The sequence below is a fragment of the Allocellulophaga tsushimaensis genome, assembly GCF_055383085.1.
Genome location: NZ_AP039451.1, coordinates 3,226,345 through 3,239,580, shown reverse-complemented (window position 1 = coordinate 3,239,580; position 13,236 = coordinate 3,226,345). Strand labels below are relative to the sequence as shown.

At 31.9% G+C, this 13,236-nt stretch carries 7 protein-coding genes; 2 read left to right on the top strand and 5 right to left on the bottom strand.

The features are described 5' to 3' along the window. Nucleotides 1–2 precede the first annotated feature (2 nt). Both ACZ451_RS14110 and ACZ451_RS14105 read right to left on the bottom strand, forming a co-directional pair. On the bottom strand, nucleotides 3–968 hold the full coding sequence (locus tag ACZ451_RS14110; protein ID WP_464213480.1) for a glycoside hydrolase family 130 protein: 966 nt from the start codon (nucleotides 966–968) through the stop codon (nucleotides 3–5). Continuing rightward, nucleotides 925–2,826, bottom strand: coding sequence for a sodium:solute symporter family protein (locus tag ACZ451_RS14105; protein WP_464213478.1), 1,902 nt, complete (start codon nucleotides 2,824–2,826; stop codon nucleotides 925–927). The genes ACZ451_RS14110 and ACZ451_RS14105 overlap by 44 nt, the downstream gene beginning before the upstream one ends. A gap of 244 nt (nucleotides 2,827–3,070) precedes the next feature. Between ACZ451_RS14105 and ACZ451_RS14100 the strand changes: the two genes are divergently transcribed. Together ACZ451_RS14100 and ACZ451_RS14095 are read left to right on the top strand one after the other, a co-directional pair. Continuing rightward, nucleotides 3,071–4,147 (top strand): sensor histidine kinase, encoded by a 1,077-nt coding sequence (locus ACZ451_RS14100; protein WP_464213476.1) that lies wholly within the window; start codon nucleotides 3,071–3,073, stop codon nucleotides 4,145–4,147. Next, nucleotides 4,147–4,866: a LytR/AlgR family response regulator transcription factor gene (locus tag ACZ451_RS14095; protein WP_464213474.1), complete on the top strand. Its 720-nt coding sequence runs from the start codon at nucleotides 4,147–4,149 to the stop codon at nucleotides 4,864–4,866. Before ACZ451_RS14100 ends, ACZ451_RS14095 begins: the two co-directional genes overlap by 1 nt. Before the next feature lie 44 nt (nucleotides 4,867–4,910). Here the strand turns inward: ACZ451_RS14095 and fucP are convergent, their stop codons facing one another. The 3 genes from fucP to ACZ451_RS14080 all read right to left on the bottom strand — a co-directional run bounded on the left by fucP (nucleotide 4,911) and on the right by ACZ451_RS14080 (nucleotide 13,196). Beyond that, complete coding sequence (fucP, locus tag ACZ451_RS14090) at nucleotides 4,911–6,212, bottom strand: L-fucose:H+ symporter permease (protein WP_464213472.1); 1,302 nt, start codon at nucleotides 6,210–6,212, stop codon at nucleotides 4,911–4,913. A gap of 174 nt (nucleotides 6,213–6,386) precedes the next feature. After that, entirely contained in the window at nucleotides 6,387–9,404 is a 3,018-nt protein-coding gene (locus tag ACZ451_RS14085) for a GH92 family glycosyl hydrolase (RefSeq protein WP_464213470.1), read from the bottom strand. Between the two features lie 507 nt (nucleotides 9,405–9,911). Next, a complete protein-coding gene (locus tag ACZ451_RS14080; protein WP_464213468.1) occupies nucleotides 9,912–13,196 on the bottom strand; it encodes a VCBS repeat-containing protein in 3,285 nt (1,094 codons plus the stop codon). Nucleotides 13,197–13,236: the final 40 nt, after the last annotated feature.

The window sequence follows — 13,236 nt, the reverse complement described above, 5'->3', positions numbered from 1 at the left end:
AGTTAAACGCTATTTTTTTTTGTGAAAGCTATAATTTCACTAATATAACCAAAAGCTATAGCCACAACAGTATCTGCTGCACCATAAAAGATCGTAACTTTATCTTCTGCTACATCTTGTAATGTAGCGCAAGGAAAAATTACATTTGGTACATCTCCAATTTGCTCATAAGGTTCTGACGGTGTTAATAAATAAGGTTGCGTTCTATAATTTACAATATGTGGATTTTCTTCATCTAATAGAGCTGACCCCATGGCATATCTAAATCCATTACAGGTGTTTATAACTCCATGATAAAACATCAACCAACCAGCTTTGGTTAAAAAAGGTACAGATCCTGCTCCTACTTTTGTACATTGCCAAGCACTATCTTTAAAAGCTGTAGGAGACATCATATGCCTATGTTCTCCCCAGTATTTCATATCTGGGCTATAACTCATATAAATATCTCCAAAAGGTGTATGGCCATTATCGCTTGGCCTACTCATCATAGCATACCTGCCTTTTATTTTTTGCGGGAGTAGTACACCATTTCTATTGAATGGTAAAAAAGCACTTTCACACTGAAAAAATTCAATAAAATCAAAAGTGTATCCTATACCTATCGTAGGTCCATTATGACCTTCGCACCACGTAATCCAATAGCGATCTTCTAAAAATACAACTCTTGGATCATATTTATAATCTCCAAGAACTTGCTCAAGATCATTAGCTATAAATGCTATGGGATTTTCATTAATTTTCCAATTGATTCCGTCATCACTAAAACCAGCAAAAATATTCATTTGTACCGCTTTATTATCACAACGAAAAACACCTGCAAAGCCTTCTTTATATGGTACTACAGCACTATTAAATATACTATTTGATGATGGAATGGCATCTCTTTTTATAATTGGATTGTTTGTGTATCTCCAAACTACATCAAGAGACTTTTTTGGCCTCTCTTGCCAAGGTATCTTCATCATTATCTTTTATTTTTTGTATAACAGCTAAATTAACTTTTTCTGCGCCTAATTTATCATACCAAGTTTTCTTTAAAATTATTGAAGTTATTATCATAACTCCCAAAGTAACAAACAAACTAGTATACTCTCTAATGATTAAGTACATCGGGATAAGCACAAAAGTCATTTGCCAAATTATACCAATAAGGCAATTAAACATATCTATTTTAAAAGATCTATTTGGAATAAATGTTTCATCTTCTTCTTGAATTTCTTTGATAATTGGTTTCCAAAACCCCCAAGGTTTTGTTGTTTTATAAAAGTGTTTCAAAACTTCTATATCATCAGGTTTTGTTGCATAAACACCAACAATACAACCTATAAATGAAATTAGTAAAATGTATGGAAATAGAAAAATAGAAGAAATTTCTGGAAATATTTCTGGCAATAGAGTTGCCCCAATAAGACCTGCCAACATACCTCCAAAATAACCATAAGAATTAAATCGCCACCAAATCCACTTCAATACATTTGCTGCTGCATAGCCACCATACAAACCAAAGGTTAACCATAGGGTTAATGCATTAATAGAAGAAGCAAAAAAGCCTCCCATAACACCAATAACAACCAGTGATATAGAAGCGATATAACTATATCTTATATATATTTTATTTGAGGCATTTGGATTGATATATTTTTTATAAATATCATTTACAATATAGGCTGGCGCAGAATTTACGAAAGCAGCAAAAGTTCCCATAAAGGCTGCCAATAAACCTGCTAAGAGTATTCCTTTTATCCCAATAGGAACAAAACGCTGTATTGCCTCTGGAAGTATGGTTTCAAAGTCAAAACCTGAACCCATTGCTTGTAGTTCTGGTCCCATATAAACTAGGCATAATACTGCAAAACCAGCTATCATTAAATACCTTGGTATAAGAAGTACTACTACAGTTAAAGCACTCATTTTAGAAGCATCAACTTCATTTTTAGAAGACAAAATACGTTGCATATCGTAGCCAGGAACTGGACCCGCTAGACTGGCAAATATGCCTTTAAAAATCATCATCATGAACAAAAAACCGAAAAGAGAGAATCCGTCTTTTTCTATTTTTGTATTTACGCTATCTATATATCCTGTCCAATCGATATCTAATTTTGTTCCAAAAGATAAATTCTTCCAATTTTCTGGTACCGCAGCGTCTATTGCATCAAAAGTAAGACCATTATAGGCTATGTAACCAATCACTAAACATGAAATCGTCATGATTACAAATTGCAACACTTCTGTTGCCACTACACTATACATACCCCCCTTAAGTGTATAAATAGTGGTTAGCCCAATAATGATCAAAGCATAGGATTGTTCCGATAAAACAGACAAACCGCCTATAGTAAAGGATAAATCCCATGGAAAAAAGATCACGATAAACTTCCCGATCCCCTCAAAAAAATAAGCCATAAAGCCTAAGGTGCTTATGATGGCAAATACAGTAACAATGATATGTGATAACTTAGCACCATAGCTTTTCCCAAAACGATAACTAATCCATTGTGCCCCTGTCATTACATTAGATTTTCTAATCCACGCCGCTAGAAAAACGAATACAAATACTTGGTTCCATACAGGCCAGGACCAAGGCAACCATGCACTTTTTACACCGTAAACGAACATTGCTGTAACCAACCACATGGTTCCAGATATATCAAACATACCAGATGCATTGGATAAACCTAAATAATACCATGGAATTTGGTTACTCCCAAGAAAATAAGATTCTAAATTTTTTGAAGCTTTTTTGGATACATAGAGTCCAAAAAGAACTGTAATTAGCAGATAAGCTAAAATAATAACAATATCTATTGTTGCTAAATTCATTAACTCTTATTTAAAGTAATATTACAAATTTGACTGCAATTTAAACAAAACATAAATACTTGATTATCAATTAATTATATTAAATTAATTTTTTAAAAAAGAGTTTACAGTGTATTTTTTTTCTATATTTGTTATACTAATTTTTTTACTGATTATAAATATTTATAAATTTAATGGTGATCGAAATATTTTTAGACCAACAACAATAATCGAAAGCTAAACGCCATAAAAAGCAAACAGTTTTATGTTCCAAAGAATAAAAGAAAGTATTCTAATTTCTGATGCTAATTTTAAAATTAGAATTCGACATCATATTATATTTTGGGCTATTTATTTTCTCTTTACCACCTTTAGATGGGGTAGTTATTTTAATGACTACGAATACGCTTTTAAAACAACACTTTTAGGATTTTCTATTCATATGACTTTGGCTTATTTTAACATCTATTTTTTAATGCCAAAATTTATTTATACTCGTAAATATGTGTTTTATGGCATAGCGCTTATTGCGTGTCTGTTTTTTATGGTGATCTTAAAATTTAATTTAACCTACTATTTAGTGAGTAACAATGTGTGGCCAGAAGGGCCACAGGCCACAACTACACTTACTTTAAATTATGCTATAGAAATGATGTTAGGTGAATTGTATGTTGTTGCATTTGCTTCAGCAATAAAAATAACTTTTGATTGGATTAGGGAACATAAAAGACTTATTGATATGGAAAAGCTGCAATTAGAAACCGAATTGCGCTTATTAAGAACACAAGTCTCTCCCCATTTTTTCTTTAACACCTTAAATAACATTTATTCGCTGACCATTGAAAAATCTGAGAAAGCGCCAAAAATCATTCTCAAATTATCAGAATTGATGCGCTATTTGTTATATGAAACAAAACAAAAAAGACAAAGTTTGACAAAAGAAATCATTTGTCTCCAAAATTATCTGGATTTAGAACGCATTAGATATGGAGATAAATTAAAAATAAATATGAATATTTCGGGAGATATAGAAGACAAAAATATTGCTCCAATGTTATTACTTTCTTTCATAGAAAACTCCTTTAAACACGGTGCTAATAAGAGTATTGGGGAGGTAACTATTAATGTTGATTTTAAGGTTATTAATGATTTTCTTCACTTTAGAGTTTCGAACCCCATTGCTACAGAAAAAAATAATAATGCTATAAAAACAACTCAAGGTGGTATTGGTATAGGAAATGTAAAAAAAAGACTAGCATTAGGGTATAGTGAAGATGAATATAATCTTAAGATTAATAATGATGGTAGGGAATATGTTGTAAACCTTAAAATTAAAGTATAATGAGTTTAAAATGTGTTATAGTAGATGATGAACCGTTAGCAATTAATGTAATTAAAAGCTATATAGAAGAAACCAAAGAATTAGAATTGTTAAATTCCTTTAGTAATGCGGTAGAAAGCATTGATTATATCAGAAATAACACCATAGACTTACTGTTTTTAGATATTAATATGCCTTTATTAGATGGTTTAAATCTTTTAAGAAGCTTAGATAAAAAACCCCTTACCATTATTACCACTGCACATGAAGAATTTGCTGTAGAAAGCTATGAATTAGAAGTTTTAGATTATTTAGTAAAGCCTATCCCTTTTCATCGGTTTATTATGGCGATAAATAAAGCCTTTAAAATGAGTAATCAAATAAAAGGTAAAGCCATTACGCATAACGAAAGAGCTTCTATATTTGTGAAAGTTGATAAAAAGAAAATGGCAAAAGTATATCTGGATGAAATTTTATTTATTGAAAGTTTAAAAGATTACATCAGAATTAATACGCATACCCATAAGCATATTGTACACCAAACACTGACTAGTTTTACAGACAATTTACCTTCTGATAAGTTTATTAGAATACACCGTTCTTATACCATAGCTATTGATAAAGTAGAAGTTGTTGAAGGCAATAGTATAGAAATTGCGGGGATCCGGTATACCATTGGCAGAAGTTATTTAAATACTGTAAAAAGCACCATTTTTAGCAATAGTACTTTAAAGGATTAATTTTTTAAGCTACAAACCAATACCCTTTAGTGTGATCTAGATTTTTATCCCGCTTCTACTTTACTTGCTTTATTACCATATAAGGCAATTAATATAAAGCATATGAATGGTAGTATAAAAGAGAAATTAACCTCAGATACACCTAATATTGTAGTGTCATTCACTTTTTTACCACCTATATCCATAATCATTCCTTGCCATTGGGGCATTAATGCGCCACCTACAATTGCCATAACCAATCCTGCAGCTCCTATTTTAGACTCTTCTCCTCCTAAACCATTTAATGCAATTCCATATATTGTTGGGAACATTAAAGACATAAAGAACGAAATAGCAACCAAACAATACAAACCTACCAATCCTTCTATAATAATAGTACCTGCTGCACTTAAAGCGGCTAAAACACAAAATAACATTAATAATTTACCCGAGTTAATGTATCGTAACAGCGCAGTACCAATCCACCTTCCTAATAAAAACAGAACAATTGCCATAATCTGATAATTCACAGCTATCTCACTCACCATACCAATACCTTCTGCGTACTGATAAATGTAAGTCCAACACATAATTTGCGCACCAACATACAAGGCTTGCGACAAAACACCAAACACATAATTGCTATTTTTAAACAGATTAGAAAATGTTTTTCCTAAACTAGGAATACTACCTTCATCTTTAAATTTCGGCATTTTTACTATTACTATTAAAACTATAAATACTAAAATAACGATCCCTAAAGTTACATACGGATTTCTAATGACAAGTAAGTCTGATGTTTTAATCAAGGCTTTTTTTGCCAAGTCTAATTTTGCGAAATTTTCAATATCATCTGATTCAAGTTTCTTTAACACAAAATATTTAGCCACCAACAAACCTGCTAGCAAACCTACTGGATTAAATGCTTGCGCTAAGTTTAATCTTTGTGTTGCTGTCTTTTTAGATCCCATAGCTAATATATAAGGATTAGCTGCAGTTTCTAAAAAGGCAAGACCAAATGTTAAGATATATAATGCTACACAAAATACCCAAAATTCTTCGTTTGTTGCGGCAGGAAAAAATAATAATGCACCACCAGAATATAAAGCAAGCCCAATTAATATGGCTGTTTTGTATGAGTATTTTCTAATAAATAATGCTGCTGGTAAAGCCATAGAAAAATACCCTCCGTAAAAGGCCATTTGTACCCATGAAGCTTGAGCATTAGACAACTCCAATACTTTTTTAAAAGCGGTTACCATAGGGTCTGTAACGGCATTTGCAAAACCCCAAAGTGCAAATAAAGAAGTTACTAAAATAAAAGGAATTAGTAACTTTTTAGGTACAATAACATTTTCATCAGTCATACTATTATCGTTATTTAATGGTTGATTATTTTCTTATCAATCTATTTTAATGGCTTTCTGTTTTTTAAAAATTATATTATAGCTAAAACCGATATGCTTGATTATTTATCTTAGTTATAAAATTGTTCTCGAGATCCCAATCAAGTTGAGGACATGCTGTTTTTTATATTTATTTTAGTACACCATAATTTCATCTACAAATAACCATACTTTTTGCCCAGAGGCTGCATGCCATTCCGGGGCAACACCAAAAGGATTTATTTTTACTTTTAAATACTTATAGCTTCCTTTTTTAATTGGAATGATATGACGATTTACTTCTTTAGGAAAACGAGTTGCTTTAGGGATGTTTATTTCTCCAATAAGTCCTAGATTTTCTGTTGTACCCCCTCCATAGATCTGAATGGACTTTGCAGGAAAAATCCAAGATGCAACATCTGTTAAAACCCCTACAGATACTTTTTGTATAGCTTGTTTTTGTCCTAAATTAATATCAACCTCAAACGCTTCTTTTAAGGCAGACCATTTACCATCACCATAGCTACTTGATCCAGTAATTTCATCAAAAAATAAACTTCCATCTTCTTTCCCGTAGTTGGGATCTGACCAATTATGCATTTTTATTTTAGGATAGCCCTCTTCTAATACCGGAAAAATACTTTTAAAAAGTGGTTTTTCGTATGTTTTACTCACATGTAAACCTTTTTTTACTGCAATTGCTTTTAACACACAGTTCTTTTTTATAGATATAGGATGTTGGTATTTAGCAGAGGCTATGCTTGGTGTAGAACCATCTGTAGTATAAAAAATTTCTGCTCCTTCAGTATTGGTTTGCAATGTAGCCCTATGTGCATTAGAGAAAAAGAAAGAGGGATTGGTATCATAAGGCGAAGCGGTTGCTTTTACCACTATTTCTGGTTTTTCTTTAGAAATTGCTCCTATAGAAGTACTTTCTTCAGCATTTCCCCAATGTGGATTAGGTGTATTTCCCATGGTAAATTTTAAAGTGCCTCCTTTTAGAATATCTGTATACGTAATATAAGTTTTATTGTACGATTTTCCATTCAGTTGAACATCTTGCACATAAAAATTATCATCTGATAAGTTATTCGCTTTTACAGTAAAAGTATTACCATTCTCTAAATTAATCGTTGCACTTTCAAAGTAGGGTGCACCTAATTGGTAGTTAAGACTTGCCGGGGCTACTGGGTAAAAACCTAGGGTACTAAAAACATACCAGGCAGACATTTGCCCTAAATCCTCATTATTAATTAATCCGTCTGGTTGATCCGAATACATCGTAGTGACTACTTCGTTAATTAACTTTTGCCCTTTCCAAGGTTCTCCAACATAATTATACAAGTAGGGCATTTGGTGTCCTGGCTCATCTCCATGACCATATTTACCAATAAACCCAGAAATATCAACATGTTGTGCTCCTCCTATGGCTACAGTATCCGAAAAAACCTTGTCTAACCAATCTGCATATTTTTCTTTTCCTCCATGCATCTGTATTACTCCAGCCATATCATGTGGTGTGTATGCAGAATAGGCCCAAATATTTCCGGAAACATAATTAGGAATTAGATCATCCCATTTTGTTACATCTAATGCACGTATGTTACCATTACTATACTTGGGATACAGAAAGCCATTATCGGTATTAAACAAAGCTCTGTAGCCTAAACTTCTTTGGTAAAATTCATCTGCTTCCTTAGTTTTTCCTAGTTTTTTAGCAACTTTAGAAATTACATAATCGTGATAATTGTATTCAGTTGTCTTAGATACCGAACTACCAGTTTCTGCTGTTACATAGCCGTAATTGATATAATCTTCTAATCCGCTAACATCATAAACCGCACTGTGTTTCGTTAAATCAAAGGCCGCATTGTACATGCTTTTAAAAGCAGTTTCGTGATCAATCCCTTCAATATTTTTTAACACCGCATCTCCTATTACTGAAGATGTGGTATAGCCAATCATACAGGCATTATCATAGCCTATGAGTTCCCATACAGGCTGTCCCACCTCCGCTTGGGTATCTCTAGAAATTAAACTATTTACCATTTCAGCCGTTTCTTTTTGGGTTACAATAGCTAATAAAGGGTGTAAAGCCCTATAGGTATCCCAAGTGGAATAGTTACTGTACTGTATGTCTTCTGAGGTATATGTTTTCCCTTCAACAGCATACCTGCCATCTACATCCGAAATGGTATTAGGTGAAATAAAAGAATGATACATGGCGGTATAAAAGGTTCTTTTTTTAGCCTCAGAACTCGCCTCACTAATTACTATTTTATTTAAAACCGTATTCCATGCTTGTGTTGCTTCTTCTAAAACAGCATCAAAGGATTTCCCCAGCGCTTCTGCCTTAAAATTTTTATAAACACCATCGTAATCTATAGCTGATAAGCTTACCGAAAGTTCAATTTGCTCACCCTCTTTTACATTGAAGCTTACATAGCATTTTGCTTTAGCTGCAGTTAAATGATCTGCTGCTATTGGGATATCTTTATCCGTAAGTGTAGCTGTTTCAAAAGGTTTTGAAAATTGAACACTAAAATACGCATAGCGACTCTTATCATCACCCATATCAACTCGCTTAAAACCTCTTATTTCAGTAGTAGAAATCACTTCTATTGCAGTTTCTGCAGCACGTTCCATAACGCCATGCGTTGGGTCTATCACAATATCGGCTACACCCGCCCTATTGAAGGTATATTTATGTAAACCAACTCTTTTGGTTGCAGTGAGTTCCACATCAATATCGTAATCCTCTAAAGTAACAGCATAATAGCCAGCTCTTGTTTTTTCGGTTTGATGCGAAAAACGAGAACGATAGCTAGCGTCTACCAATGCTTCAGAACCAGATTTTGTTGTTTTTTTACCTATGGTTGGTATCACAAGAACATCGCCTAAGCCTGAGAGCCCTGCACCACTAATATGATTATGTGCAAAACCCTTAATAATAGAATCTGAATAATGATAACCCGAGCACCAATCCCAAGATTTAAAATCGTTAGACGGACTTAACTGTACCATTCCAAATGGAGTTGTTGCACCAGGAAATGTATGACCATGGGCATCTGTTCCTATCATGGGGTCTACATAATCCGTTAAATGCACCAATTCTTTTTGCTGACAGGAAAAAAGAACCACTACTAAGCATATCAAAAAAATAAGTTTTTTCATAGCATACTATAACAATTTTAAAATTTACATATTTTAGTTGACATGCACACCTCTATAACCACCTAATGTATTTAAAATCTAAACTGAGAATAGAAATTTATCGACCAACAACAGCTCTTAAAAGACCAGTAGATGAACATTTAATTTGTTTTTGTGAAACTATTCAAAAAAGGATATCAACCTAAAATTCAACAAAACTAAAAAAGACTAATCAACAAAGGGGTCACTTTGAAAAATAAAACAAGATAAAGCTCATGAAGTTAAAAAGATTTAACTTTATGAGCCTTATTAAAATCTACTAAAAGTTAAGAATACCATATAAAATTCTTGTCATATTAGTAATGGAAAATAAGCTTTTTAGAGAGAAAATATATGTTGTATAATATTTATGGCTATCGTATTTATGGTTCTCTTTATTTTTGAATAAATAGCATAAAAATCATTATATGACAGCGTTTTATTCATTTGTCAATCCTATTCTATATCAAGTTTATGAATATTGAAAAATTAGTTTAATTTAATAAATTGAGGGTAGTCATTGTTCTTTACAGCAATAAAGAATCTAGCTCCATTAATCATTATTGAAGAGAGGTCTTTAACATCTCCTCTCATTACTAAGCCACTAACATTACTAGATATTGCAGTAAAGTTACCCTTGCCATCTCCTTTTAAATATGCACCAATACTAGAATCGTTTCTTGGTGTTTCAATTTCAGAAACATATAAATTACCTCCGGTGAGAATATCCTTAAAACCATCTTGATCTATATCTTGAGAAATAATTTTATTTACTGATGAAAACTGAACTTCTTTAGGCAAGCTAGTAAGTTTAAATTTTCCATTCCCTAAATTCTCAATATAACTACTTGCAAATGTCTCTGCTTTATAATGTATTTCCGCATTTTTTAATTTGTCCTCTCCATATACTTCGGTAACGTCTGCTACAGAAAATGAATTATAATTATCAAATTTTTTCTTTAATGACGGTATTTGTTGAGAAGAACATGATTTGCCTCTTACAGGGAATAGTTTACCAAAGTTATAATAACTTAAAACAATATCTTTTGCGTCATTATTATCAAAATCGTCCGCATATACTTCAAAAGGCTCATCTTTTGTTGCCTGATATTTATAATTTAAACCCAAATTACCTACCACATAATCCATATCACCATCATTATCAAAATCATCTTGAGTTATGCCTGACCACCAACCGCTAGTATTATTTAAACCTGTATTCTGGCTTACATTCTTAAAACTCCCTCCTACATTACTGTAAAATAGAATTGGAGTCCATTCTCCTACTACTATTAAATCTAAGGTTCCATTAGTATCAAAATCTGTCCATACTGCATCATTTATCATTCCAATATTTTCAAAATCTGGTGCTATTTGAGTAGTAACATCTTTGAAGACACCATTTTCATTATTTAAAATATAGCTTTTTGTAGGCCACGGATATTGACCTGCAACCAATTTTCCTCCAATAAAAAGATCTAAATCTCCATCTGCATCATAATCACCTGCTACAGCTCTAGAACCACTGGTTGTTATATTTGGTATACTATTTTCGCTCTTTGCAAAATTACCTTCTCCATTATTAATATAAAGACGATCTTTAAAATTTGATAAATCATTACCAATCAATTCATTTCCTCCACTTACCACATATAAATCTTTATCTCCGTCGTTATCAGCATCAAAAAATAAAGCACTCATATCTTCTTTATTTTTATCTACTTCCCAAATACTATCATTAGTCCTATTAAATTTCCCCTGTTTATTTTGAATAAATAATGCTCCTGCTTGTCCTAAAGCTCCACCCATATAAAAATCTTCTAAACCATCTCCATTTATATCTGCAACTGCAACTCCAGAACCCTGCATTGACATTTTGTGTGGCAACAAAGGCTCTTTTCTATAATCATCATATACATTCTCAATATGCTTAAAATCAACATCAATTGAGTCCAATATTACAGTTCCAAATACGAAATTATTTTTTGCTAATAATGATTCTTGAGCTTTAGAAGTAGAATAATCAACAACTAAATTTTGGTTACTGTTAACATCTTCTATTTTTGAAATACTTCCGTTAGGCCAAACTACTTTAACACTTACTTTTTTCTCTTTTCCCAATCCAAAATGTAACTTTGGTGCCACAGAAGATTGAAAACCTCTTGTTAAAGTTAACTCACTAAATTGTTTTAGTTCATTTTTAGTTGTAATATAAACTTTGGCTCCAAGACCGTTTTTATTATTTTCCGGACCATTTAAACTAACTTGTAAATAGTTATTATGATCTAGGTTATTATTTTTATAAATTGATGCTTCTTGATCAATATTATTAATTATAAAATCTAAGTCACCATCATTATCTAAATCTGCATACGTAGAGCCGTTAGAAAATGTTTTTTCTTCCCAACCCCATTCGGCAACCATATTTTTAAATGTATAATTACCCATATTCTTAAAAATATAATTTGATATTTTTTCTGATGGTATCTTATCTATTTCTTCTGCTGTTAATTTTACTCCTCCAAAATGGTTTCTAGATTTTAATTCAATGAAATAATCTCTGTTATTAATATCTCTTCTAGTTCCATTAGAAATCGTAACATCTTTCCAACCATCGTTGTCAAGATCTGAGAAAAGAATAGACCAACTCCAATCTGTAGTTGAGATTCCTGCTATTCTAGAAACTTCACTAAAAATAGGATTTCCTTTATCATCATTTCCTCTGTTTAATTGAAGACTATTCTGCATATATTGATAATTTAATCCAGCTTTTACCATTTTTGTAAAACCAATTGGGTTCATACTAGACATATTTGCTTTAGATCTTCTATTATCCTCAGGTGTCATATCCACTTGAGCAATATCGAGTAAAATATCATTGTTATAATCGGCGATATCTACACCCATACCATACTGAGATGTATGGTTTACAGCTTCTTTAGCAATTTCTTTAAATGTACCATCTTGGTTATTAATGTATAAGTAATCAGCAGAATCAAAATCGTTAGAGACATAAATATCTTGCCACCCATCATTGTTAAAATCTCCATTTGTTGCACTGAGGGATAATCCAAAATTTAAAATACCAGATTCTATAGTTACATCTGTAAATGTTCCATCTCCATTATTCTTATACAAAATATCTGACTCTTCAATTTTAGGGTTTTTAGATTTTCGGTAGTATAAAGACACTGGACTTTTAAAAGGTGTTGGCGGATAATTTGCTACATAGAGGTCTAAATCACCATCATTGTCATAATCAAAAAAAGTACTCTGTGTTGTATGTCCGTTATTATTTATACCATATTCAACTGCTTTTTCTGTAAAAGTTAAATCCCCATTATTAATGTATAAAAGGTTATTTCTATTTTCTCCTTTACCAGAAACACCTACATAAATATCTAAAAAGCCATCATTATTTATATCTACCATAGTAGTTCCAGTAAACCACCTATCATCACCAGCTATATTGGCCTTATTGGTAATGTCTTGAAACTTAAAATCTCCTTTATTAAGGTATAAAGAATTGGGTTTCATATTAGCTGTAAAAAATAAATCTACAAGACCGTCATTATTTATATCTCCAGCAGAAACACCTCCTCCCATATACATATATGGGTAGTTAAAATAATTTAAACTATCTGTTTCTTTAATAGTATTAGAGAAAAAAACATTTGTGTTTTCTGAAGAAATTAGACTGAACTGCTTTTTATTATTCTCATTACAAGAAATAAGAATAAATAGTACTAATACTATGAAATAACTACTTTTCATCATCTAAAATTAAATAAAAAGAAGGGAGCTTTCGAACAAA

Bases quoted from the DNA above. Each gene is read 5' to 3' on its own strand.
- ACZ451_RS14110 (WP_464213480.1), bottom strand. From the start codon at position 968: ATGATGAAGATACCTTGGCAAGAGAGGCCAAAAAAGTCTCTTGATGTA.
- ACZ451_RS14105 (WP_464213478.1), bottom strand. From the start codon at position 2,826: ATGAATTTAGCAACAATAGATATTGTTATTATTTTAGCTTATCTGCTA.
- ACZ451_RS14100 (WP_464213476.1), top strand. From the start codon at position 3,071: ATGTTCCAAAGAATAAAAGAAAGTATTCTAATTTCTGATGCTAATTTT.
- ACZ451_RS14095 (WP_464213474.1), top strand. From the start codon at position 4,147: ATGAGTTTAAAATGTGTTATAGTAGATGATGAACCGTTAGCAATTAAT.
- fucP (WP_464213472.1), bottom strand. From the start codon at position 6,212: ATGACTGATGAAAATGTTATTGTACCTAAAAAGTTACTAATTCCTTTT.
- ACZ451_RS14085 (WP_464213470.1), bottom strand. From the start codon at position 9,404: ATGAAAAAACTTATTTTTTTGATATGCTTAGTAGTGGTTCTTTTTTCC.
- ACZ451_RS14080 (WP_464213468.1), bottom strand. From the start codon at position 13,196: ATGAAAAGTAGTTATTTCATAGTATTAGTACTATTTATTCTTATTTCT.